General features: G+C 67.0%; 18 protein-coding genes and 1 tRNA gene. 9 read left to right on the forward strand and 10 right to left on the reverse strand.

Going from position 1 to position 23,863, the window contains the following annotated elements; translation table 11 throughout:
- Positions 1 to 329: 329 nt before the first annotated feature.
- A complete protein-coding gene (locus tag PV646_RS14215; protein ID WP_500341876.1) occupies positions 330 to 2,261 on the forward strand; it encodes a diguanylate cyclase domain-containing protein in 1,932 nt (643 codons plus the stop codon).
- Here PV646_RS14215 and PV646_RS14220 read toward each other — a convergent pair.
- The 3 genes from PV646_RS14220 to PV646_RS14230 form a co-directional block, all read right to left on the reverse strand.
- Positions 2,236 to 2,733, reverse strand: a complete 498-nt coding sequence (locus PV646_RS14220) for a DUF2165 domain-containing protein (protein ID WP_500341877.1) — start codon at positions 2,731 to 2,733, stop codon at positions 2,236 to 2,238. The two genes, PV646_RS14215 and PV646_RS14220, sit on opposite strands and share 26 nt — an antisense overlap.
- Positions 2,734 to 2,788: 55 nt before the next feature.
- The gene (locus PV646_RS14225; protein ID WP_500341878.1) at positions 2,789 to 6,595 is read right to left on the reverse strand and encodes an nSTAND1 domain-containing NTPase; all 3,807 of its coding nucleotides are present in this window, start codon (positions 6,593 to 6,595) and stop codon (positions 2,789 to 2,791) included.
- 260 nt (positions 6,596 to 6,855) lie between these two features.
- Positions 6,856 to 7,755, reverse strand: coding sequence for an LCP family protein (locus PV646_RS14230; protein ID WP_500341879.1), 900 nt, complete (start codon positions 7,753 to 7,755; stop codon positions 6,856 to 6,858).
- 153 nt (positions 7,756 to 7,908) lie between these two features.
- On the opposite strand from PV646_RS14230, the gene PV646_RS14235 reads away from it, so the two are divergent.
- On the forward strand, positions 7,909 to 8,352 hold the full coding sequence (locus PV646_RS14235; RefSeq protein ID WP_500341880.1) for a GNAT family N-acetyltransferase: 444 nt from the start codon (positions 7,909 to 7,911) through the stop codon (positions 8,350 to 8,352).
- On the opposite strand, the gene PV646_RS14240 is transcribed toward PV646_RS14235, so the two are convergent.
- Both PV646_RS14240 and PV646_RS14245 read right to left on the reverse strand, forming a co-directional pair.
- Positions 8,333 to 9,775 carry a purple acid phosphatase family protein gene (locus PV646_RS14240; protein ID WP_500341881.1) on the reverse strand — a complete coding sequence of 481 codons (1,443 nt, stop codon included), beginning with the start codon at positions 9,773 to 9,775 and terminating at the stop codon, positions 8,333 to 8,335. The genes PV646_RS14235 and PV646_RS14240 overlap by 20 nt on opposite strands.
- Before the next feature lie 10 nt (positions 9,776 to 9,785).
- A complete protein-coding gene (locus PV646_RS14245; protein WP_500341882.1) occupies positions 9,786 to 11,240 on the reverse strand; it encodes a purple acid phosphatase family protein in 1,455 nt (484 codons plus the stop codon).
- A gap of 271 nt (positions 11,241 to 11,511) precedes the next feature.
- Here PV646_RS14245 and PV646_RS14250 point away from each other — a divergent pair, with 271 nt between their 5' ends.
- The 3 genes from PV646_RS14250 to PV646_RS14260 all read left to right on the forward strand — a co-directional run bounded on the left by PV646_RS14250 (position 11,512) and on the right by PV646_RS14260 (position 12,935).
- The gene (locus PV646_RS14250) at positions 11,512 to 11,994 is read left to right on the forward strand and encodes a hypothetical protein (RefSeq protein WP_500341883.1); all 483 of its coding nucleotides are present in this window, start codon (positions 11,512 to 11,514) and stop codon (positions 11,992 to 11,994) included.
- Between the two features lie 133 nt (positions 11,995 to 12,127).
- Positions 12,128 to 12,433 (forward strand): type II toxin-antitoxin system TacA family antitoxin, encoded by a 306-nt coding sequence (locus PV646_RS14255; protein ID WP_500341884.1) that lies wholly within the window; start codon positions 12,128 to 12,130, stop codon positions 12,431 to 12,433.
- A gap of 10 nt (positions 12,434 to 12,443) precedes the next feature.
- A complete protein-coding gene (locus PV646_RS14260; RefSeq protein WP_500341885.1) occupies positions 12,444 to 12,935 on the forward strand; it encodes a GNAT family N-acetyltransferase in 492 nt (163 codons plus the stop codon).
- On the opposite strand, the gene PV646_RS14265 is transcribed toward PV646_RS14260, so the two are convergent.
- Positions 12,932 to 14,305: a hypothetical protein gene (locus tag PV646_RS14265; protein ID WP_500341886.1), complete on the reverse strand. Its 1,374-nt coding sequence runs from the start codon at positions 14,303 to 14,305 to the stop codon at positions 12,932 to 12,934. The two genes, PV646_RS14260 and PV646_RS14265, sit on opposite strands and share 4 nt — an antisense overlap.
- Positions 14,306 to 14,552: 247 nt before the next feature.
- Here PV646_RS14265 and PV646_RS14270 point away from each other — a divergent pair, with 247 nt between their 5' ends.
- A complete protein-coding gene (locus PV646_RS14270; protein ID WP_500341887.1) occupies positions 14,553 to 15,332 on the forward strand; it encodes a hypothetical protein in 780 nt (259 codons plus the stop codon).
- Between the two features lie 143 nt (positions 15,333 to 15,475).
- Here the strand turns inward: PV646_RS14270 and PV646_RS14275 are convergent.
- Positions 15,476 to 15,551 (reverse strand) — tRNA-Arg (locus PV646_RS14275).
- A gap of 172 nt (positions 15,552 to 15,723) precedes the next feature.
- Here PV646_RS14275 and PV646_RS14280 point away from each other — a divergent pair.
- Together PV646_RS14280 and PV646_RS14285 are read left to right on the forward strand one after the other, a co-directional pair.
- Positions 15,724 to 16,560, forward strand: a complete 837-nt coding sequence (locus PV646_RS14280) for a hypothetical protein (RefSeq protein ID WP_500341888.1) — start codon at positions 15,724 to 15,726, stop codon at positions 16,558 to 16,560.
- A gap of 10 nt (positions 16,561 to 16,570) precedes the next feature.
- Entirely contained in the window at positions 16,571 to 17,308 is a 738-nt protein-coding gene (locus tag PV646_RS14285) for an FkbM family methyltransferase (protein ID WP_500341889.1), read from the forward strand.
- 55 nt (positions 17,309 to 17,363) lie between these two features.
- Here the strand turns inward: PV646_RS14285 and PV646_RS14290 are convergent, their stop codons facing one another.
- Positions 17,364 to 20,564 carry a penicillin acylase family protein gene (locus PV646_RS14290; protein WP_500341890.1) on the reverse strand — a complete coding sequence of 1,067 codons (3,201 nt, stop codon included), beginning with the start codon at positions 20,562 to 20,564 and terminating at the stop codon, positions 17,364 to 17,366.
- Positions 20,565 to 21,016: 452 nt separating this feature from the next.
- On the opposite strand from PV646_RS14290, the gene PV646_RS14295 reads away from it, so the two are divergent.
- Positions 21,017 to 21,664: a response regulator gene (locus PV646_RS14295; protein WP_030481367.1), complete on the forward strand. Its 648-nt coding sequence runs from the start codon at positions 21,017 to 21,019 to the stop codon at positions 21,662 to 21,664.
- A 4-nt stretch (positions 21,665 to 21,668) separates the two neighbouring features.
- Here the strand turns inward: PV646_RS14295 and PV646_RS14300 are convergent, their stop codons facing one another.
- Together PV646_RS14300 and bluB are read right to left on the reverse strand one after the other, a co-directional pair.
- Complete coding sequence (locus tag PV646_RS14300; protein ID WP_500341891.1) at positions 21,669 to 23,126, reverse strand: GGDEF domain-containing protein; 1,458 nt, start codon at positions 23,124 to 23,126, stop codon at positions 21,669 to 21,671.
- An 86-nt stretch (positions 23,127 to 23,212) separates the two neighbouring features.
- A complete protein-coding gene (gene bluB / locus PV646_RS14305) occupies positions 23,213 to 23,845 on the reverse strand; it encodes a 5,6-dimethylbenzimidazole synthase (RefSeq protein ID WP_500341892.1) in 633 nt (210 codons plus the stop codon).
- Between the last annotated feature and the right edge of the window lie 18 nt (positions 23,846 to 23,863).

The raw sequence follows: 23,863 nt of genomic DNA on the forward strand, positions 1-23,863 counted from the left end.
CTTGCCAAGGCTCCGTTGGCCGCGTGTGGCTCGATCTGGGGGTGAGGGTTGGGCTGGTTCGTGAGAAAATTGGTCCGAATGAGCGAGTAAAGGCTGTAACGCTCAGGGATCGCTATTACCCCGTTGGGGGGAACAGCCCCGCGCAATGGGACGGCCTGGATTGCTGGCGGTAGGCTTCCGGACCGTTGCTCGCCGAGCAGGTCAGGTGGAACGGATTGCCGAGCCAGGACGACGCGAGACCGTCACGTCCGGTGGGACGTGACGCGTTGGCGCGCGACTGGGCGATCAAGGTCAGTCGGACCGCGTACATACCGCTTTCCGCCGCCAAGTTGACTGAAGAGTTGCACGAGCTGCTCAACGTGGTTGCCGAGGCGCTGGTCGAGGAACCCGAGGTGGCCTCGCTGGTGGGGGCGCGGCTGGTGGAGATCCACTGTGTCGGCGCCGAGAGTTTGCGGGCGTCTGTGGATGTTCTTGCGCGGTTCGTCGTGCAGGAGGGTGCCGACGCTCGGCGGGCCGCGTTGGTGATCGGGGCCGTGTCCGCTGCGTACACCGCCGCTATCCAGGCCTTTGTGTTGGAGCAGCAGGAGAGTGTCAGTCAGGCTCTGTTGCGGGCCAATCGGGCTGTGCAGCTTGATTTGCAGGCCAGCGAAGAGCGCTTCGAGGACATTTTCACGCATTCTTCCACCGGCATTGCGATGGTGAGTCTCGACGGGGAGTTGGAGCGGGCCAACGAGGCGTTGTGCAACATCCTTCGGCGTGAAGACGTTGCCGGGATGACGTTGCCCGATTTGATCGCTCCGGCTGATTTGCCCCTCATCAACGACGCGCTGGCCAGTTTGAAGTACGGGCGGATGCGGCGGGTGGAGGAGCGGCCCCGGCTCATCGATCGCGATGGTGAGCACTTCCGGGTGTTGCTGGCCGCGACCGTGCAGAAGGATCCCGAGGACAACCCCCGGCATTTCGTGGTGATGATCGACGACGACAGCCAGCTCACGTTGCTCGGTGGGCGGTTGCAGTACCAGTCGTTGCACGACGCGTTGACCGGGTTGCCGAACCGGCAGTACCTCACCACTCGGCTGGAATCGTTGCTGCACAGCGACATCGAGCACGGGGTGACGCTGTACCACCTCGACCTCGACGCTTTCGCGGTCATCACGGACGGGCTGGGGCGCGAGATCGGCGACAAGGTGTTGAAGCTGGTCGCCGAGCGTCTCAGTTCTGTGTTCTCCGGTGAGAAGGCGATGGTTGCCCGGCTCGAGGGTGACGAGTTCGCCGTGCTGGTGGAGAACAGCGTCGAGACGCCGGACGTCGACACGACGATTCGGACCATCGAGCACGAACTCGCCGAGCCCGTTTACTTCGGTGAGCACGGGGTTGCGGTGTCCGCTTCGATCGGGGTGTTGCCGCGGCTGCATCCCGGCGATCATCCCGCCGAGGTGTTACGCGCTTCCGACATGACCTTGCGGCGGGCCAAGCGCATCGGGCGGCGGCAGTGGGGGCTGCACGACGCCACGCAGGACAAGCGGGAGCAAGAAGATTTCGCGCTTGCCGCCGTCATGCCCGGTGCTTGGGAGAGCGGCGAGATCGAGGTCGTGTTCAACCCCGTCATGAAGCTCGACGGGACGGCGCGGGTGTGCGTCGAGGCCGAGCTGAACTGGCGGCATCGGGACGTCGGGCTGATCCCGCACGAGAAGTGCACGTCGATGGCCGAGCACACCGGGCTGATGCTGCCGCTCGGCGAGTGGATGTTGCGGACGGCCGCCGAGACCGCGTGCCGGTACGACGAGATGCTCGCGGTCTGCCTGACCGAGAGCATGGCGAACAGTCCGGACCTCGTCCGGGACGTGCGGCGGGTGCTCGCGGACACCGGGTTGCAGGCCTCGCGGTTGTTGCTCGGGTTTCCCGTGCACGTGCTCGCGTCCGAGGACAGCGAGGCCGCCGACAACCTGGACCTGTTGTCCGACATGGGGATTCACATCGGCGCGCGCGATTTCAAGGGATCCACCGCGGAGATCGAGCTCGTGCGCTCGCTCGGGGTGGCGGCCGTGCGGGTGAAGGGGCGCTGCCAGAAGCCGGACGAACTGGTGTCGCACGTGCTCAGCGACCTCGTCGGGTTCGTGCACGAGGCCGGTGGGATCGTGGTGGTCGACGCGATCGAGGACGCCGAGCAGCGCGACTGGTGGGGTGAACTGGGCGCCGACGCCGGTGTCGGGCCGGTGTTCTGCGTCGAGCCGACTACGGAGTGGCCCGACGCGGGGTGAGGTGCACGAGGATCAGCGCGAAGCCCGCGATGGTCACCATGCGCAGGGCGGCGCCGATGCCGTTCCAGTCCTTCGACTGCCACATCGCGAACCACTCACCGCCGATGGTGATGAAGCCACCGAGGAACAGCGCCACGATCATCAGCAGGCCCGCGGACGCGAACTTGCGCGCGCTGTCCTCCTTGTCGCGGAGGTAGGCGATGGTGCCGGCGGTCAGCAGGACCGCGGAGATCGCCTCCCACAGGATGATCGCGAGGTAGACGATCGTGACGACGGCCGGGCTCGTGATCGCCCGCCACTTCAGTTCCTTGCCGAACGTGGTGTCCATCGCGAGGACGTGCTGCACGAACGCCTCGTTCGTGCCGTAGTCCGTGATGTTGCCGAGCACCACGAGAATCATGTTGAGGGCGATGAACCCGACGGTCACCGCGACGACCGCGCGCAAGCTGCCGACCCGAGCAAGAAGACGCATGGAGCGGACAGTAACCGATGTGCTGCTGCCAGTGAGGGCAGTTGTGCGGTGAGGGTCAGCACGGATCCCGGAAGTCCATCTGAGACAGACGTTCCTGCCACAGCGCCGGGGTCAGCACGCCTCGGGTGGCCGTGCAGATCCGGCTGATCTCGTGCTGCACGTCGAGGTCCCACAGCCGGACGATGCCGTCCGCGTTGCCGGTCGCGAGAACGCTGCCCTGCGGTGAGAACTGGGCCAGCGGTTCCGCCGCCCAGTCGCCGGCGATCTGCTGCCCCAGGTAGAACGGGTTGGCCGGGGCCTCGACGTTCCACAGCCGGAAGGTCCTGTCCGCGCTGCTGCTCACCAGCGTCCTGCCGTCCGCGCTGACCGAGATGGCGCTGATCGTGCCCGTGTGCCCGCTCAGTTCGCTGATCAGCACCGGGTGCTCGCGGTCCCGCACGTCGTAGAACCGGATCACCTTCGCCTGGCCCGAGGTGATCAGCGTGTTCCCGTCCGCGGTGAAGATCGCCTGCCCGACGACCTGGGCGTCCTTGATCGGCTCTCCCAGTTGCCGCGGCCGCTCCGAATCGCTCACGTCCCAGAGCCGGACGGTCTTGTCACTGCTCGCCGTGGCGACCGTGCGGCCGTCCGGGCTGAACTCGGCGTCGTTGACGTACGCGTCGTGGCCTGTCATCGGGATCCCGATCGGCACGGGCTTGGCGGGATCGCGCACGTCCCACAGCCGCACGGACTCGTCGGTGTTGCTGGTCAGCAGCACCTGGCCGTCCGGGCGGAACACGGCCCAGGCCGCGAACCTGTTCGCCAGCACCAGCGGTTCGCCGAGCGTTTTCGGGTGCTCCGGATCGGTCACGTCCCACAGCCGCACCGTCTTGTCGCCGGCCGCGGTCGCGAGCACCTTGCCGTCCGGGCGGAACCTCGGTCTGCTGACCGTCCGTTCGTGCCCTTGCAGCGGCTGCCCGATCTGCCGGGGGTGCCGGGGGTTCGAGACGTCCCACAGGCGCACCGTCTTGTCGCCGGAACCGGTCGCGACGATCCTGCCGTCCGGACTGAACGACGGGGTCGTCACCTGGGAGGAATGGCCGAGGAGCATCGCCTGCGGCAACGACCACAGGTTCACCGCGTTCTCCAGGGAACCGGTGGCGATCGAGTCGCCGTCCGGGCTGAAGCCGACCGCGAAGACGCCCGCGCCCCGTGCGGCGAGCGGCCGGCCGAGCACGGTCGGGGCGGCCGGGTCGGTGAGGCTCCACAACCGCGCGGTGGCATCGGACGCGCCGGAGGCGAGCGTGCGGCCGTCCGGGCTGAACTTCACCGACCACACCGGGCCGGTGTGGCCGACGAGCGGCTGGCCCACCGGGGCCTGCGTGGCCGGGTCCCACAGCCGCACCATCTTGTCGTCGGCGCCGCTCGCGAGCAGCTTGCCGTCGCCGCTGAACGCCACGCTGTGGATGCCCAGGGTGTGGCCGGTCATCGGCTTGCCGATCGTGGCCCGCGTGGCCACGTCCCACAGCAGGATCGTCTGGTCGTCGCCCGTCGTGGCCAGGGTCCTGCCGTCCGGGCTGAACGCGAGCGAGCGGACCGCGGCGGAGTGTTCGCGCAACGGCTCGCCGGACGGCTTGGCGTTCGCCGGGTCGCGGACGTCCCACAGCCGCGCCGACCGGTCCTCGTTCGCCGCCGCGAGCAGCGTGCCGTCGGGGCTGAACTCCAGCAGGTAGGACGGGCCGTTGCCGGTCTCGAGCGTCTCGAGGGCCTTGGGGGAGCTGGGATCCGTCACGTCCCAGAGCCGGATCGTCGCGTCCTGGCCGGTGGTCGCGAGGACCTTGCCGTTCGGCGAGAACACCGCCGAGCTCAGCCAGTTCCGGTGCTCGGAGATGACGGCGATCTGCCGCGGGCGGCTGCGGTCGCGGACGTCCCACAGGCGTGCGGTGCGGTCGTAGCTGGCGGTGGCGAGCAGCGTGCCGTCCGGGCTGAACGTCGTCAGGTAGACGGCGCCGGTGTGCCCGACGAGCGGCACGGCCAGCGGCACCTGCTGGGTGGCGAGCAGCTTCGCGACCACGCCCTGGTCGGCGGGGCGCATGCGGTGCGCGACCATCAGGAACTGGGCCGAGAGCGACGGATCGCTCGCGGTCAGCCGGTCGGCCTCCGCGACGACCTGGCGGAACTGGGCGTCGTTGCGCTGGTTCACCGCTATCACGGCCGCGCCCGCCGCGATCAGCGCGAACACCGCCACGAGCGCGACCGCCGACCTGCGCAGCCAGACGCTCTTGCGGTGCTGGCGTTCGGACGTGCGCACGAACTCCTTGGCGATCGTGGTGACGTCCTGCTGCTGCCGCACGCCCTCCAGCCGTGCGCCGCGGTAGAGCAGTGACGAGTCGTGCTCGTGCGCGGACCACGCCGCCGCGTCCTCCTCCAGCCGCTGCCGGGTGAGGTTGCCCGCGCGGTCCTCGTCGATCCAGCTGCGCAGCCGGGGCCACGCCTGCAGCAACGCCTCGTGCGTGATCTCGACGGAGCCGGCGTCCGTGGTGATCAGGCGGGCGTGTGTGAGGACCTCGAGCGCGCGTTCCGTGGCCGGGAGGTTCGCGGCGGCCTCGAGCAGGCTGTGGCGGCTGGAACGGCGGCGGGTGTCCTGCGTGTCGTCGCCGACCCTGACCAGGCGCAGGAGCAGTTGCTTCGCGGCGGCCCTGGCCGGTTCGTCGAGGTCCGACCAGGCGCGTTCGGCGGTGGTGGCGACGGCGCCCTGGATGCCACCGGCCGCCCGGTAACCGGCGATCGTGAGGCGCCCCGCCTGCCTGCGCTGCCACGTGACCAGCAGCGCGTGGCTGAGCAGGGGGAGCGCGCCCGCGTCGTACGCGTCCTTGCCGCGCCGGTTGTGCGTGCCGAGGTCGCGCAGCATGAGATCGACCAGGCCGGGCTCCAACTGCAGACCGGCGGCCTTGGCCGGGCTCGTCACGGCGTCGCGCACCTCGGCCGCGGACATCGCGCCGAGCACCATCTGCCTGGTCTGCAGGGCCTCGGCGAGCTCGGGGAACTCGAGGCAGCGGGCGTAGAAGTCGGCCCGCACGCCGAGCACGACCGCGGTCTTGCGGGCCGCCTCGTGCAGCGCCTGGACGAAGATCCGCAGCCGGTTCTCGTCGCCGCCGAGCGTGAACGCCTCCTCGAACTGGTCGACGATCACCACCCGGTCGCCGACCGCGATCCGCACCTCGTGCGCGAAGTCGGTGAGGGCGTCCGCGTCCGCCGCCTCCAGCGTGTGGACCAGTTCCGGCACCTGGAGCGCGAACTCCTTGAGCGGATCGGTGCCGGGGGAGAAGACCACGGCCTCTTTGCCGAGCCGGGGCAGCACGCCCGCTTTCATGAGGCTGGACTTGCCGGCGCCGGACGCGCCCACGAGCATTGTGATGCCGTTGTCGTCGAGCCGGTCGAGAAGTGCGTTCGTCGCCCTTTCCCGGCCGAAGAACCAATTCGCGTCCTGCGGGCCGAATGCGCTCAGGCCCATGTACGGGCAGACGGAACCGTCTTCCTGAGGAGGTGTGTCCGCTTCCGTGACGGGGCTCGCGAGCGCCTCTTCCCAGAGGGCGCGCCACGCGTCGAGCTCGTACAGGCCGTCGATCGCCGGCTGGGGTCTGCGCTTGCGGGCCTCGCCGACGAGGACCTCGAGGACCGCGCTCAGGCCGCTGAACCTGGCGGGGACGTTGCGCCCGCGCCGCCAGTCGCTGACCCGCTGGGCGGGCACCCGCAGCGGCCTGCCCTGTTCGTCCGTCCGGCGGGCACGCGCGACCGACTCCGTGACCCTCTTCAGAGGAGGGTCGCCTGCCTCCGCGTAGAGCAGCGCGAAGCGCTCCGCGAAGACGCCACGGGATCCCAAGCGGCCTCCTCCCCGTCCGGACCGGAAAACGAGGACCACCCGTCTGAGCTGCGGCGCACGCACCGGACAGGCAGTCAGACCCCACCATAACGAGGTGGTCTGACAACCTCGACTCCACGTCCTTTCACGAGACCGGGAGACCGTCGAGGTGACAGTGGCTGACTGGGGCAGAGCGTCCACGGCTGAGGAGTTCAGGGGGTCTCCTCAGCCGTGGCCCACGGGTCCGTTCCCGAACGAGTGGCAGGGGGCTGCCAGCTAGCTCAGGCGGTCTGCCAGAGCGCGTCCGCCTCCGGTTGCTTCGGCTGCACGCGGTTCGGGTCGGGCAGGTAGCTCTCGGTCGGCAGCGTCACGTACGTGATGGCGTCCGGTTTCAACGCGGTGAGCTTGCTCGCGAGATCGGCCAGTTTCGGAATCGAGCCGATTCCGGTGTCCGTCACGATGGACTTCGTGAGGACGTCGGCGAGTTCGAGGGTTTTCGCCGGACTGGCGAGCCAGTTCTCGTTCGCCAGTTTCTCGCTCAACGCCCGCATGAACAGCTGCTGGTTCTTGATGCGGTTCAAATCGCTGCCGTCGCCGATGCTGTAGCGGGTCCTGACGAATGCGAGCGCCTGCGTCCCGTCGAGCTTCGAGGGCCCGGCCGGCACGTGCAGCCCGCTCTTCTCGTCGTGGATCGCCTCGGGCATCGTGACCTCGATGCCGCCGAGCCGGTCGATGACGTCGCGGAACCCGTTGAAGTCGATCTGCACGAAGTGGTCGATCCGGATGCCGCTCATCTGCTCGACCGTCGCCACCGTGCACGCGGCGCCGCCCGTGGAGAACGCGCTGTTGAACATGGCGATCGCCGCCGGGGGGTTGGTTCCGCAGCGAGGCCTCGGCACCATCGTGTCGCGCGGGATGCTGACCACGCGCGCCTGGTCGCCCTTCGCGTTCAACTGCACCACCATGGCGGTGTCGGACCGCCCGTCGTCCTTGCCGATGAGGAGGATGTTGAGGGGGCGGCCAGGCGTCGACGGAGGCCTGGGGTGGGTGATCTCCCTGGAGAGGTCGACGGTCTTGAGATTGCTCTCCAGCCGCCAGTAGGAGCCCCCGGCCACGACGCCCGTCGCGATGACCACGGCGGCCCCCGAGACCGCGAGCCATCGTTTCAAGTGGACGTTCATGGGTTCCACGGTGCCCGGCGTTTGTCCAGGTCCCGTCGATGGTTCGTCATGGTTGTGTCACAGCGCGCCTCAGCTGGGATGATCGGCGTGCGGTCCATCACTCTTGGGGGAGTCATGACGGTCAGACCAGCGGTTGTGTCCGATGCTCCAGCCGTGGCCCACGTGCACGTCGAGACCTGGCGGGCGGCCTACCGCGGCCTCGTGCCGGACTCCGTGCTCGACGGGCTCTCCGTGCGGGAGCGCGCGGCGATGTGGGAACGGGGCATCCCGCGCGGCGGGGTGTGGGTGGGGCTGGTCGACGGTGAGGTGGCCGGGTTCTGCGCGGCCGGCCCGTCCCGTGAGCCCGATGCGACGTTCGAGGTGTTCGCGATCTACGTGCTGCCCTCGGCGTGGGGAACTCCGCTGGGGTACGAACTGGCGCGCGCCGCGCTGGGTGACGAGCAGGACGTCGTGCTGTGGGTGTTCGGCGAGAACCCGAGGGCCCGGCGGTTCTACGAGCGGCTCGGGTTCCGCGCCGATGGCCTCGTGAAGACCGAGACCATCGGCGGGGCCGAACTGGAGGAGGTGCGCTACCGGCTCAGCGGCGGCGCAGGGTGACCTCGTCGATCAGCACGCCGTCCTCGTTCAACGCGCGGACCTTCATCACGCTCTCGGTGACGTCGACGGCCACGAGGCCGTAACCCCGGTACCTGACGCGGGACCAGGTGACCTTGGTGTCCGTCGAACTCGAGCTGTTCTTCTTGTAGCAGCGCATGGTCGGGGTGCCGCTCGTGTTCTCGTTGCCGAGATAGGACTCGGGTGCGTTCTTGTAGAACTTGTCGAGCGCCTGACCGCCGACACCCGCGGTGATGTAGGTGGTGCCGTCCTTGTTCGCCTTGCCGGCCCGGATCGGGTCGGTGCGCTCGTAGACGCGGTTGTGGGCGTTGAGCACCAGGTCCACGCGGTACTTGTCGAACACCGGCGCCCACTTCTGCTGCGCTGTCTGTTCGGCGCCACCGCCGTCCGCCGTCGAGTACGTGGCGTGGTGGAGGTAGACGACGACGAAGTCGACCGCCGGGTCGCCGCGGAACCTCGCGAGCTGCCCGTCCAGCCAGGTCAGCTGCTTCCCTTTGGTGTGGTCGAAGTTCGCGGTGTTGCGGTTGCAGATGTCGTTGCCGTCCAGGCTGATCAGGCCGACGTTCTGGTACCGCCACGCGTAGATGCCGGTGGAGCCGCTCCAGGCGTTGTCCGGCATTGTGACGCGTTGCCTGATGCCGCCGTAACCGTTGGGGGAGTACCACTCCTCCATCTCGCGGTTGCCGAGCGTCAGCATCCACGGTGTGGTCCGCGCGAGGAACTCGTTCTGCACGAACAGGCTGTTCCACCTGGCGGCGTCGTACTTGTCCGTGTCGGTGTGGCCGCCCTCGACGTTCGGCGTGCCGCCGTGGACGGCGTAGCTCAGGTTGCCGAGCGCGAGGTGGAACGCCGGGCTCTGGTCGGCGGCGAGACTGGTGAGCTTGCGCGCGTTGTAGCCGTAACCCTGGTCGCCGAACGCCGTGAAGGTGAACGGGGCCTTGACGGCCGGCGCGGTCCTGAACGACGCGATCTCGTTGGGACGCTTGCTGGTGATGGGGTCGTAGTTGTCGTGCCCCACCACGTAGAAGTACGTCGTGTCGGGCTTGAGGTCGTCGAGTTTCGCGTGCAGGTAGTACTGGTACATGTGGTCCGGGCCGTGCGGCGGGAAGCTGTGGTCCCCCTCCTGCCAGCCGATCTCGCTCTTGAGCGTGCGCAGCTCGGCGCTGATCTTCGGCCCGAACGTCGTGCTCGTCGCGACCCGCACGTACGGACCGGTGACCTTCTCCAGCTGTTGCCAGGAGATCACGACCTGCCTGGTCGGGTCGGCCCCGAACGCGAGGTGGCGCCCGATCGGCCTGATCTTCAGCCCGTCCGGCGCGGCCTGGGCGTCCCGTGGGATCGCGGCAGTGGCGAGCGCCGCCGTGGCGACCGTGAACAGGGCGCGGCGCGAGTGTTCTTCAGTCATCGTCAGCCCCTCAGCCGCGCCGGATCGTGAACTCGTCGACCAGCGCACCCGTCTCGGTGAGCGCGCGGACCTTCATCTGTGCTTTCGTCTTGTCCGCGCCGGGTTCGACGTCGACGACGATCAGCCCGTACCCGCGGTACCGCACCCGTGACCACGTGACCTTGACGAGCTTCTCCTCGCCGTCCTCCTGATCGACCCGCATGGTCGCCGTGGCGTCCTTGACGTTGCCGAAGTACGAGTCCGAGATCTTCGAGTCGGCCCAGCTGTTGATGCTCTCGCCGCCACCACCCGCCGTGATGTACGTGGTGCCGTCCTTGACGGGGTTGACCGTGCTCTTGATGTCGGCCTTCTTGGTGTTCTTGCCGGCCTTGATGGGATCAGTGCGCTCGTAGACGTGGTTGTGCCCGTTGAGAACCAGGTCGACCTGGTACTGGTCGAACAACGGCGCCCACCGCTTCTGCGCGCCGACCTCGGACCCGTTGTTGCCCGACGTCGAGTACGTGCACTGGTGGCAGTAGACGACGATGAAGTCGATGCTCGGATCCCTGCGGAACCTCTCGAGCTGGGCCTTCAACCAGACCTGCTGCTTGCCCTCGGTGTAGTCGAGGTTGGCGTCGCTGTTGTAGCAGATGTCGTTGCCGTCCAGGCTGATCATCCCGACGTTCTGGTACCGCCAGGAGTAGATGCAGGTCGACCCGTCCCAGGCGTTGTCGGGCATGGTGAACCGAGCCCGCATGCCGCCATACCCGTGGTCGTCGTACCAGCTCTCCATCTCGTGGTTGCCGAGCGACACCATCCACGGCGTCTCCTGCGCGACGAGCTCGTTCTGCGCGAAGAACGAATCCCACTTCCGCGCGTCGTACTTGTCCGTCTCCGGCCTGCCACCCTCACCGTCGTTGGCGTAACTCATGTCGCCCATCGCAAGGTGGAACTGCGGCCCCAGATCGGCGATGAGGCTGTTGGTGGCCAACGCGTTGTGCCCGACACCCTGATCCCCGAAGGCCGTGAACGAGAACGCGGTCCTGGCGGCGGCAGCCGGCGCCGTCCTGAAGCTGGCCGGCTCCTGCGGCTCGAACCCTTGATGCCCGGTGACGTAGTAGTACGTCGTGTTCGGCACCAGATCGTCGATCTTGACGTGCATGTAGTACTGCGTAACGGCTTTCCCGAGATGCGGCGAGATGGTGAAGAGCGGCTCCCTCTCCTGCCAGGCCAGGTCGCTGGTGAGCGCCCGCACCTCGGCCTGGAGCTTCTCCCCGTATTCCCCTGCCTTCACGCCAATCCGCAGGTAGGGCTGGCCGACGTTGGCCGGCACCTGCCACGACACCACCACCGACCGCGACGGATCCGCCCCGAAGGCGATGTGCCGCCCAAAGGGCCTGAGCACGGCCCCGTTCGCGACCTCCTTGAGCAACACCGCAGGCGCCTCGACCGCACGTGCCGTGGTGAGACTTCCGGCGGCAAGCACAGCACCCCCAGCCGCCCCCGCCTTGAACAGCCCACGCCGCGAATACCGTCGCGCGTCCTCGTAAAGCTCCTGCAGCCGTGGACCGTTCTGTGACCTGCGCCGCCGAGGCTCACTCATACCCCGAAATTAGGAAGACTTGTTTACCGTTGGCAATGACCATTGGGGCACAACAAGACTTCTGCTGGTACTTCTGCCGGTGCGGTTTGTCGTATCTCCTCGCGACGAATCTCCACCTAACATCGGTAACCCGCCGCCAGACAGGGGAGCCGCCATGGTGTTCCGACCTGTGTTCCGCCGAAACCTGGAGTCGCACGAGACTTCGATAGCCCAAGAGGTGTTCGGCGACGCCCTGGACGTCAGCGCCCTCAACCTCGCCGAGGGAGGCCTGCTGGGCAGCTTCGGCGTGGCCCGCACCCTGCCCCGGCTGGTCACCTTCCCTCGGGGAGTCCTGACCCGGCCGCAGCAGCAGGCTCGGTACGAGCGGTGGTTGGTGCACGAGCTGACCCACGCCTACCAGTACCAGCACGGGCGCAGCGTCTTCAGTCTGCTGCCGACTGCGATGGCCGGGTTCTTCGTGAAGAGCCTCTACGACTACGGCGGTGCGGAGGGGCTGGTCGGGAAGGCTTTCGGGGACTTCAACACCGAGCAGCAGGCCAATATTGTGGCCGACTACTACTACCTGAGCCGGTACGAGCCTTCGCGTGACCTGTCGGCTTACGAGCCGTACATCGCGCACGTCCGCTCCGGTGCCTGAACGACAACCCACCGTCGTGTGTCACCCACAGGGCGTAACTGTGTCGAAGTCTGCCGGATTCGCTGTAACGTCTCGACGCTACATGCGACTGTATGTACGGTGTACTCACGTGGGGGGTAGGAGGCGGTTGGACATGGGAGAAGACGGCGTGGTGCAGAGGCAGCCAAAAGGAGAAAGGATCAACTTGCGGGCGAGCAGCCTGCAGGAGCAGGTACTTCGCCAGGCCGCAGCTGTCACGCACAAGACGATGACGGACTTCATCTTGGAGAGCGCTGTCACGCAGGCCGAACGCGTGCTGGCCGACCGTCGCTGGTTCATGCTCGACGAGCGGCAGTGGGAAGAGTTCGAGCGACTGCTGGACCTGCCCGTTCAGGACCTTCCGAAGATGCGCAGGTTGTTGACCAGAGAATCGCCCTTCGCGAGTGATGACGTTGAGTGACAAGCCGAGCGTGCCGAGGAAGCTGGAGAAGAACGACTACCTGACCGGCTTCAACTGCGGTGTCGAGGAGCTCGACGAGTGGTTGACGAAGTACGCCTGGATCAACCAGCGGGCGAACACCGCAGTGACCTACGTGACCACTTACGACGATCGCGTCGTCGGGTACTACGCGATCGCGGTGGCCGGCGTGGGCAAGGGTGATGCGCCGGTAGGTGTGGCCGGGGCATCACCTCCCAACAACGTTCCCTGCCTGCTGCTGGCCCGGCTCGCGGTGGACTATTCGGTGCAGGGCAAGGGTGTCGGTGCGGGGCTCCTCGCGGACGCGATGAAGAGGACGGTAGGGCTATCCGAGTCGGTCGGCATGCGCGCGATGCTGATCCACTCGCGCGACGAACACGCCCGCTCCTTCTATCTGCACCAGGCCGAGTTCATCCAGTCTCCGACCGATGCGCTCCACCTGTTCGCGAGCATCGACCAGATCGCCAAGCTGCTCAGGCGCTAACAGACCTTCGCGAGCAGCTTGCTGGACCACTCCCGGATCGAATACGTGCCGATCCGCCCGCTCGTCAGGCGCCCGCTGCTTCGTTCGGACACGGGCAAGGCCAGTTCCTCGGGGTGCCACAGGAGGAACTCCTGCGGCTCGCGGTCCTCACTGAGCAGGCGCAGTCGTTCGATCGCGGGTTCGGTGTAGTTGGCCGCGACCTGCGCGGCCGACACGTTGGCCGCGATGAGCGCTGTCGGCACGGAATCCGACGGCTGGCAGCGCGCAAGGTGCGACAGCGCCTCGCGCGGATCGGTCATGATCATGCAGAACGCGAGCCAGCACCGCAGATCGTTCATCCCGGGGTAGAGCGAGACGGCTTCGCTGAGGATGTTCACCGCCTTGGCGATGTGCCCTTCATCGATGAAGTTCAGCACCCGATCTCGCAGGTCGTTCAGGCTGGAGCCTGCGATGACCTCTTCCTCCGGATGGGGCCGATCAGCTCGATGGATCATCGCCGAGATCACGAGCTTCGAGCTGGTCGGGCGTTCCCGGAGAACCCGTGACGGCACGCCCGCCGTGTACGCGGTTCCTTCGGCATCATGGGCATATCGCAGTTCCCACTCCAGCGACGACCGCTGCCAGTCGGAATAGCTGGTCTCCGTGTAGCGGTCCTGCAACCACGACAACGCTGACAGCCCACCCTTGACCGCAAGGTCACTCTCACGCAGCTCCTGGTGCGGTTCGTACTCCAGGGACCACTCGACGATGTCCTTTATGGACGCACTCTCGAGCCACATCGTGACCTCGTCCGCGAACTGCCCGTTCAGCGCCGCAGAAACCTTGTTCGCCGTCTCCCGCGTGTCGCCGTCCTGGAGGGGACAGCCCGTGGAATCGAGCAACGCGACCCAGGGAAGCACACCCCTGGGCATGTACTCCTGGGGATCTCCGTCCGAGATCGAGGCGATGTGCGCCTGGGCGTAGATCGCCTGAGCGGTGATGCTGCGCAACAAGCGCCCCTTGAGCATCCGCCGGACAACCGCATCCGGCGGAATCCCCTTCTCGCCGAGACGTGCCAACGCGGACGTCAGCCACACGGTCCGCTGCGCGTCGGAAAGAGTGCCCCACCACGGAGGAACACAAATCGTGTCGGCGACATAGCGCAACAGGGCTGCGGTCGTCCAACTCTGGTCGGGATAGGTGTCCTGATGGGTGACCAGTTCTCGGCCCACGTCGAAAATCGAGGCAAGCCGGTGTTGGCGGAGGCGCTCGGCCAGTTCGAAGGCAAGCTGATCGCACCTGCTTTCGTGGTGATCACACAGGCTGTGATCATTTGAAGCGCAGGCCTCCGCGTACCTTCGAACGGCGTCTGCGACCAGTTCGTCGTCCACTTTGCAGTTACCTGCCCATCTGATGACTGTGCATCCTCGTTCCCGTGCGCCCGTCCCCGCCATGGTTGGGCTGGACCGTCGCTTTCCCTATCGGAGCTATGCGCGGAAATGTAACGGCACCCTGTGAGCTGTAGAGATACATGTCAGATGGAATTTTTCTGTGGTTCATGATGCTGCGATACGTACAAACGGGTGATCTGATGCCGATGCCTGGGGTGGCAATTCGTGAGCTGGCCGCATATTCGCCATGATCGCGAAAGGTCACGCGCAGGTGGCGAATGTCCTCATTTCCGGTTTCGGCCGGGGCGCGTCAGGCAGAAGCCCGTCGCGACAAGACAATGGCGCCGGTTTGCCATGCATTATGGATGGTATGACGCAACAAGATGGCAGCGATGGTCCGAGAAGGAAGGTTGCGATCTGGGTCTCCGCCAGCATCGCAACCTTGCTGATCCTCAGTGTGCTGGCCGACCTCGGGGGAGCGACGTCCTTCGTCAGTGATCTGCTCGGGAGGGATTCCACCAATGCCACGAGTTCTCAGCCAACAACGGATTCCGCAGGCACTGGAATTCGAGCCGCAGACTCTCCCTCCACGTTCACAGCGCCGACCTCGACACCACCATCAAGCGCTCCTCCACAGGGCGACATCGCCTCGGTGATCGGAACCTGGGAAGGCGTCTACCGCTGCGACACCCTGCGAGGCCTGCGCCTCGGCATCACGAAGCCACGCGACAGCCGAAGCAACAGTGACTTGGTGGCCACCTTCACCTTCTACGACAAGGACGGCAACGCCGGCAGCCCGCTGGGCGAGTACGCGATGAAGGGCTCCTACCTCCGTGACAATCTGGTACTCGACTTCGACTACTGGATCGAAGTGAAGCAACGAGGCGCCTACTACCCCGTGAACCTGCGCGGGAAGATCAACGTTGCCACAGGAAAACCCGTGCTGGGCGGGAAGATCGTGGAGACCAGCTGCGCGACCTTCGAGCTCGGCAAGATCTCCGACACCGCGGAACTGCCTCGAGTCTGATCACGTCGCGCTCTTCGCCGGGTGGGGTGTCGCGCCACGTATCGCACCAGGCGGGCGGCGAGCTCAGGTTCGGCCGTGATCAAAGACCAAGGGCTCCGACCTGTTTTCACTGGTCAGAGCCCTTAGTTTCACCCGGCGAAAGGTGGTGCCCCAGGCAGGATTCGAACCTGCGACACACGGTTTAGGAAACCGATGCTCTATCCCCTGAGCTACTAGGGCCGGCACCAGCAGTCTACCGGGACCCCGCCACCGAGTTGACCAGCGCCCCCACCTACCGCGGACCAGACAACCCTCACGCACGGTGAGGACCGGGCAACGGGACCTGCGGCCGTTGGAGGGAAGTGAGGCACGCCACCTTCTGCCGGGCACAAACGTCAGGTAAGGAGGGCGTGTGAGCAGACCCTGGCCCGACTTCCGTCCTGGCCCTCTCGGCTCCCTCAAGGCCTGGTGGCGCAGGAGGGTGCCCAAGCGCGCTGACGACATCACCTTCGTGCCGCCGGCGAGCAGTCATCAGCAGGAGTTCGAGACGCCGTTGGCCAGTGCGGTGTACGGGCTGGACTTCCAGCTCAAGTTCACGGTGGTGTGGCGGCTTGATCTGGCTACCGGCTTGCGGCACAACTCGCCGCGCAGTGCTGCCATCCACCACGTTCTGCAGCGCGCCAAGGAGATCAGTTCCAAGGCGATGCTGGTGCACTATTCGGCGCTGCAGGTGCAGTTGGGGGATGAGCTCGCCACTGAACGGCAGGTTCCCGGGACGCATGTGTGGGCGCGGGCCGAGCAGGTGAAGATCTCGGTCAGTGACGAGGACCTGGAGATGGCCAAGAAGCACGTCGAGCTGCTTCGCAACTCCACGTTCAAGTTGGCTGAGCGGGACGTCGAGCGCGCCGAGATCCGGTACCTGCGGGACGAGGTGTTGACGGACGTCGGCACCGCGACGATCTGGTGGTTGCAGCGCAACGGGTATCAGGTCGCTGAGGCGGTCAAGCTGGCTGATCACCTCGGCGAGTTGGTGAAGCTCGCGCAGCGGGAGCCTTCTGCGCATTGGGCCGAGTCGTTGGTCAGCAGTGTCGAGCGGGCGATGCCCGAGCTCGAGGACGCTCATCGGAGAGACCTGCGGTTGCACCTGGTGAAGGCCCTCAGTGTTTACGGTGGGTCTCGGGTGGCAGCGGAGTTCGCTGACCAGATCGGGTTGCCTGCGGGCGAACGGCACAACAACGGGCACGTCTAGGCTGGCGCGGGTGTTGACCCAACTTCGCAGTGCCACGGTTGTCGCCGGGTTGCAGGCCCTTGCGCGGCTCACGCCCTATGCCGAGGCGGAGCTGATCGGGCTCCGCAAGGTCGTCAAGCCTGGAGACGTCTGCGTTGACGTCGGGGCCGCGCTGGGGCTCTACACGGTGACCTTGTCGAGACTTGTCGGTCCACAAGGGACTGTGCACAGCGTCGAGCCGTTGGTGTTCGCGCATCCTGCCCTTTCGTACGTGCTCCGGCCTCGGGAAGGGGCCAACATCAAGAGGCACTCGGTGGCTCTTGGTGCTGAGAAGCAGGGGCGTGAGGTCATGTCCGTGCCGGTGCGGCACGGGAGTCCGGTGACCGGGCGGTCGTTCCTCACGGTGGGGGCGAACGGGCTCGGGTCCAACGACGAGTTCGACCAGCATCTGGACGTGCTGGTCAAGACGGACACCCTGGACCACTTCGTCGAGGAGCAGGGGATCACGCGGCTCGACTTCGTCAAGGCGGACGTCGAGGGGGCCGAGTTGAAGGTGCTCGAGGGGGCTGTTGAGACGATCGAGCGGCTCAAGCCCGCGTTCCTGCTGGAGATCGAGGAACGGCACGTGGAGCGGTTCGGGTACCACGCCGAGGACGTCGCGGACTTCCTGACCGAGCGCGGGTACCGGATGAGCACGTGGCACGGCGGTGAGTGGGTGCCCACGAACAACATCGGGGGCGAGATCAGGAACTACCTGTTCAGGGCCTGAAATAAGTAGAGGACGCCGACCCCTGGGGGTGGATCGGCGTCCTCATCTCGAAGGCCTACGAGACGTAGACCTCAAGCTCGTACAGGGAGTATCCGTACTGCCCAGCCCGTTGGGTACCGGTCATTCGGAGGTATCTCGCGTCCTGTGGTGTGAACGCTACGACATCATCGCCGCCATCGCCAGCACTTGTGGAGAAAACGTTCCGCCAGTTCGTGCCGTCATTGGAAATCTCGATGCGGTAGCCCCGGCCGAACGCCGATTCCCACCGCAACACCGTGCGACCGATTCGTTGCACTGAGCCAAGGTCCACCTGGATCCATTGGTTGTCGCTCCAGTCGCTGGCCCAGCGGGACGTCGGGTTGCCGTCCACCGTGTTCGACGGCGGGAGGGTGTTCCAGCCCTTCTCGTGCGACGACGCGGTGGTGGTGCGGCCGGCTGCCAGGTTGGTGATGTTCTGGCCTCGGCGGGCCGGGAACTGCACGACCTGCTGGTACGTCGGGCGGTTCTGCCAGTGGATCTTGTCCTGGGTGATGCCGCCCATGGCGCGGTGGATGATCGTGTCCGCGCACCACTGGTCGCCTGCGGCGCAGTCGGCGTCGCCGGGGTAGACGGCGTTCGCCGGCTTGGCCACGGCCGCCTGCAGAGACGACACCAAAGCGGTGCGGCAACCGGACAAAGTGCCGCCGCCGCAGTACGACTGCGGGAACGCGCCCTGGACCGGGTCGCCCAGGACCTTGCGCAGGTCCTTGTCCACGTAACCCCACCAGCCGTACTGGAACGACGAACCCTTGTGGGGTGCGGCGCCGTGTGCGTCGGACGGGGCCTCGTCGACCTGCTGGGCGGCGACCACGGCGTTGTACAGGCCGTCACCCAGGGACGGCTTGAACTGCGCCTCCACCAGGAGCGGCCACCAGGCATCCAGAATTCGGATGGCTTCGGCGTGGTTGTAGGCCTTGCTGCCCTTCGCGGTCTCCTTGCGCAACGAGCCGGAGCGCTGCCAGTCCTTCAGCTTCTGCACGACCGGAGCCAGAGAGGCGTCGACAGGAGCGGACTCCACCACCCGCAGCAGTTCGGGCAGCACCTGCTCGGCACGCAGGTCGGCCACGGCGGCTTCGGCCATCACGCGGGTCAGAGCGGCACGCGTGACCTTCTGGCCGGAGGCGATGAGGGCACGCACTCGACCGTCGAGCAGGTCGCCGCGGTGCACGGCGCTGTGGCCGAACCCGCCGAACGTGAAGTCCTTGGCCTGCTTGTTGTTCCAGGACACGTAGTAGTCCTGGTTGATCGAGTTCGGGTGCCCGGCGAACGGCATCACGGCGGACGTGTTCTCGTCGCCGTTCCACCCGACCCACTCGTACTCGGCCCGGCCCCACGTCGGCAGGTTCGGGTCCACAGTGGAACGGCGGACCGGGTTCAGGCCCGAGTTGAAGTACGCGGAGTCGCGGGAGTCCACGTAGAACCAGTTGAACGCGTACCCGATCTTGTTGGCCGCGCGCTGGAAGTCCGTGGCGGAACGGATCGCCGACGGGTCGTTGAGCTCCTGGAAGCCGATGATGGAGTCGACCTCGTGCATGTACGTCGAACGCAGCGTGGTGTACGCCACGAACTTGCCGCCCACAGTTGCACGGCTCGTCACCAGGCCGTACTTGGTCCGGTACATGACCAACGTGTACGAACCGGCGGGGGTGCCGTCCGCGACGGTCGGCTTCCAGGCGTTCTTGCGCTCCAGGCGTTCCATCGGCAGGCAGGCGCCGTGGAACACGTACGACGTCGAGGCTTTCGAAGCCGGAGAACCGTCCGAGTTGCACAGTTCGACGGCGTAGGTGTCGACGATGTCCTGGCCCGACGAGGTGGCGCTCCACGAGTAGTCGACACCGCGGCCGAGCTGCACGTACATCGAGACGCCGGCGAACGAGACGCCGCGCGACCGGATGCCGGGCCCGTTGAGCTCCTGCAACAGGAGCAACTGCGGCGCGAAGTAACCGGTCTGCGGTCCCCACACGGCGATCGGGTTGCCGGTGTCGGTGTGCGCACCCGACACGGCCAGAGCGTTCGACATGCCGTGCTTCTTGTTCAGCAGGTCGGCGGGCAGCACGCCGTCGGAGAAGATCCCGCGGGCCTTCGCCACGTCCGCGGCGGCGGGAACGGCGACCGAAGCGCCCGCTCCGCCCACCTCGTCGTAGACCATGCGCTCCGGCGTGACGACGCCACCGTCCGGCAGCGCCACGCCCTGGGGCGAAGCGGGGGAGGCCGAGTACGGGAAGGACTGTCCGTCGTGGAGGGTCAGCACGGCCTCGGGGTCGTTCTGCGCCCGGAACGCGTTCCACACCTGCTCACCGACGGCGGCGCCGTACTTGTTCTGCGCGGCCAGCTTCACCAGCGCCGACTGCACCTCACCGCCACCACCGGCGCCGAACAGGCCACCGACGACGGACGCGATCGCCACCATGTCGGTCGGCTTGAACGGCTGGATGTCGTTCCAGTTCGTGATCGAGTCGGCGTGCCCGGTCAGCACGTACTCACCGGGGAAGTTGCGAGCGCCGACGGACTGCGTGATGTACGCGTTGATGCCGGCGGTGTAGTCGTTGACGTCGGCCATCGCCTGCCGTCCGCGCTCACCGCCGTTCGCGGCGGCGGACTCGATCTGCTTCTGCAGATCCGCCTCGGTGTACGGGATCTGGTTGAAGAAGCTCTGCTCCAGCACGCGGTTGCCGGGCGCGCCGCCGGCGAAACCGGTCAGCTGGCCGCGGCCGAGGTGGCGGAAGACGTCCATCAGCCACAGGCGGTCCTGCGCGGCCGCGTAACCGGCGCCGAACATCGTGCCGGACCGCGTGGTCCCGGTGATGTGCGGCATGCCGATCTTCTTGTCACGCACGATCGTGACGTCCGCGCGCGGCTTCAGGGTGCTCTCGACCTGGTCGGACGGCACACCGAACGACGCGTCGTTGAAGAAGTCCGTCAGCTGGCCGTTCGTCAGGCCGCTGTAGCCGCTGACCAGGGCGTCGTACTTGCCGAGCTGATCGGCGGAGTGCGCGGGCCTGGTGCCGAACGCCTTGTGGGTGAGGATCTCGGCCAGCGTCGCGTTGCCGTTGTTGCCGGGCGGCAGGACGTCGCCGCACTGCCCGAGGCAGTAGTCGTCGGCTGCGTACGCGGCCGCGCGCGGGGGTTCCTCGGCCTGGGCGGCCGGGACGATCAGTAGGGAGGCGGTGACGGCGGCGGTCGCCAGCAGGGTCGTCACCGGATTGGCTCTCCGCATCGCGCGAAGCTCCTCTCCGTGCAGGGCAGGGCTGTTGTGACGCACGTTACTTTCCGGTAGGGCTATTGCGAAAGACCTTCGCGTTTTCTGTGGCGCCGAGGAACGACCTGTATCGATACCGAAAGCGATCAGGAAGACGTATGGGCAGAAATGAGGAAGTCGGGGAACTTCTGAATCGGATTACCGAGGCCGTATCCGTGTTTCTGGTCTGCCATTCCACTGAGTGGGATATCCGTGTTTCGTCACTCAGCGTTCCGAAGACCCCTCCTAACGCCTGGTGGCATGCCTACGCAGCGAAGTCAGCGCGCTATTCCGGTAACTGTGAACGTCGTCGCCGTTCTCGAAAATCTGTAACCACATGATGAGATAACTGAGAATTAACGTGGCCTTCGGCGTGCGTACGCCAAGATCGCGAACATGAGGGAGCACGGAACGCCAATGCGGGAGGCGTCGTGATCAAGGTTCTGCTGGCCGACGACGAGGATCTCGTCCGTTCCGGCCTTCGCATGATCCTGAGCAGCGTCGGAGACATCGAAGTTGTTGCTGAGGCCGATGACGGTCACCTGGTAGCCGACCTGGCACGCCAGCACCGTCCGCACGTGGTCCTGCTCGACATCCGGATGCGCACCTCGGACGGACTCGTGGCCTTGCGGAGGCTGCGGACTCTGCCGGACCCACCGAGGGTGTGCATCCTGACCACGTTCGACGTCGACGAATACGTTTCGGAAGCTCTGCGTCTCGGCGCGGCAGGCTTCCTTCTGAAGGACACCGAACCGGAACAGCTCGTCAAGGCCGTGCGTGATCTCGCGCGCGGAGGTGCTGTTCTCGACCCCGGCGTCGCGGCGAGAGTTCTCGCGGCGGTCGCCGACGGCGAACGAATGGCGGAGCCGGCACGCAGGCTTCTCCAGAGCCTGTCCGAACGCGAGCGCGAGGTGCTCGTGCTGATCGGCCAGGGCATGTCCAACGCGGAGATCGGCGGCACCCTGCACCTGTCGGAGGCGACGGTGAAGGGGTACGTCTCGTCCGTGCTCGGGAAGATCGGCGCGGTCAACCGCGTGCAGGCCGCGCTGGTGGCCTACCGCGGCGGCCTGATCGCCTGAGCCTTCAGTTCCCCGAAACGATCTCGGGCACCTCATCCACCGAGGGCTCGACCTCGACCCTGTTGCGGCCCTGCCGCTTGGCGCGGTACAGCGCCATGTCGGCGGCCGCGAACAGCTGGTCCAGTTTGGCCGGTCCCGCCGCGACACCGATGCTGACCGTCGGGCGGCGGACCGAGCCGAGCACCATCGTCCAGTCGTGCCCGTCGACGGCCGCGCGGATCCGCTCGGCCACGTTCGGGCCGACGTCCATGTTCGGCCCGGTGTCCCCGAGCACCACCACGAACTCGTCACCGGCCCAGCGCGCCACCAGGTCGTCCGCCCGGCACTCGCGCCGCAGCAGCGCCGCGATCTCGCGCAACGCCGCATCACCCGTCGCGTGACCCGCGTCGTCGTTGACGTTCTTGAACCAGTCGACGTCGACCAGCACCAGCCACGGCACCCGCCCGCGCGCCGCCGTGGACTCCAGCAACGCCGCGGCCGCGCGTTCCAGCCCGAGCCGGTTCGCCAGGCCCGTCAACGGGTCACGCGCCGCCGCCTCCTGGGCCGCCACCGCGAGCCGCTGGGCCTGAACGGCCACCCGGCGCTGTTCCAGCGCCTGACCCAGGCCTTCCTGCAACGTCTCCCTGGCCGTGCGGGAGGCGGCCATCGACCGGCGCAACGCCTCGGCCTCGCCCTCCGCGTCACCCAGGGCGTGGCAGATGTCCGCCAGCTCCGTGGAGAACCGCAGCAGCAGTGACGTGTCGTTGATGCGTTCGGCGCTCGTGACCGCACGGGACGCGAGTGTGCGCGCCTCGTCGAAGTCGTCCTGCTCCCGCCGCACCACGGCGAGAACCCAGTTGCCGACAGAGATGCCCCACAGGTCGTCGGCGTCCAGGGACAGCCGCAGCGTCTCCTCGCCCATCTCCTCGGCCTTGTCCAACTGGCCGACGCCGGCCAGGGACCGCCCGCAGGCGCCGAGGAGCGCACGCCGGTGCACCTCGTCCTTCACGATGCCCAGGCCCTCGTCGAGGTACGCCAGGGCTTCCTCGAAGATCGCCGGCGCCGCCGCGACAGGACCCGAGCAGGCGCGGAAGTTCAGCGAACCACCGAGTCGCTGCAGGCAGTGGGCCAGCACGTCGGTGTTGCCCGCACGCCGCGCGACCTGAACGGACAGCCGCAGCATGTCCAGCGCCGCGCGCCGGTTGCCGATGCCCTCCATCAGATAACCGAGCGAGCCCATCGTGTGGGCCACGGCCGGGCTGTCTGAACGGTCGGCGTCGAGATCGGTCCACCCCTCGGCGGCCAGTTCGAGGGCGAGGGGGATGCGGCCGAGGCGCCACGCCATCACCGCCCGGTTGACCAGCACGGCTGATCGAACCCAGCGGTCGGCGCCGGGGGACACCTTGGTGACCACCTCGTCGAAAAGACTGTTCGCCTCCGGCAAGCGGCCAGCGTTGAGCAACGCGCGGACCTCTCGGTCCAACCGCGGAATCTGGCCCGCTACCAGCGGATCGCGCTGCTCCACTCGTTCATCGACTCCGTTCCGACTCGCCGAGCGGCCCGCACAGGCTACCGGGTTGGTCGCGCCCTGTACCGATCGTGGTGCAGGACGTCATCGAGGGGTAGTCGGTTGCGCCAACCGTGACGTTCCAGGTCGGGCGTTTCGGGCAGTGATCGAACCGGACCGACGCACAACCACGCAACCGGACGGACCCTGGTGGGGATGTCCAGAAGACGGCGCAGCACATCTTCTCGGTAGAAGCTCACCCAGCCAACACCGAGTCCCTCTTCGGTCGCGGCGAGCCACAGGTTCTGGATCGCCAGGCACACGGAGTACAAACCCGCGTCCGCGATCGCGTGCCTGCCGAGCACCGCCGGCGAGCCCCGGTCCGGGTCGTAGGTGACCACGATGCCGAGGGTGGACTCCATGACCCCCTCGACCTTGATGCGGGCGAACGTCTCGGCCCGTTCCTGGTCGAGCTGAGCTGCGAAGACACTGCGTTCGGCCTGGACGTGGTCGCGGAACGCACGCCGGGTCGACTCGTCCCGCACGAGCACGAAGTCCCACGGCTGGGAGAGGCCGACGCTGGGGGCGGCGTGTGCGGCGGTCAGCACCCGGCGCAACACGTCCTCCGGGATCTCTTCACCGGAGAACTCGGCGCGGGTGTCCCTGCGGCGGTGGACCACGTCGTACAGGTTCATTCGTGCGATCGTGCCTCA

It is taken from the genome of Streptomyces sp. ID05-26A (assembly GCF_033794685.1).
Taxonomy (GTDB): domain Bacteria; phylum Actinomycetota; class Actinomycetes; order Mycobacteriales; family Pseudonocardiaceae; genus Lentzea.

Bases quoted from the DNA above. Each gene is read 5' to 3' on its own strand.
- PV646_RS14220 (WP_500341877.1), bottom strand. From the start codon at position 2,733: ATGCGTCTTCTTGCTCGGGTCGGCAGCTTGCGCGCGGTCGTCGCGGTG.
- PV646_RS14230 (WP_500341879.1), bottom strand. From the start codon at position 7,755: ATGAACGTCCACTTGAAACGATGGCTCGCGGTCTCGGGGGCCGCCGTG.
- PV646_RS14240 (WP_500341881.1), bottom strand. From the start codon at position 9,775: ATGACTGAAGAACACTCGCGCCGCGCCCTGTTCACGGTCGCCACGGCG.
- PV646_RS14250 (WP_500341883.1), top strand. From the start codon at position 11,512: ATGGTGTTCCGACCTGTGTTCCGCCGAAACCTGGAGTCGCACGAGACT.
- PV646_RS14255 (WP_500341884.1), top strand. From the start codon at position 12,128: ATGGGAGAAGACGGCGTGGTGCAGAGGCAGCCAAAAGGAGAAAGGATC.
- PV646_RS14270 (WP_500341887.1), top strand. From the start codon at position 14,553: ATGATCGCGAAAGGTCACGCGCAGGTGGCGAATGTCCTCATTTCCGGT.
- PV646_RS14290 (WP_500341890.1), bottom strand. From the start codon at position 20,564: ATGCGGAGAGCCAATCCGGTGACGACCCTGCTGGCGACCGCCGCCGTC.
- bluB (WP_500341892.1), bottom strand. From the start codon at position 23,845: ATGAACCTGTACGACGTGGTCCACCGCCGCAGGGACACCCGCGCCGAG.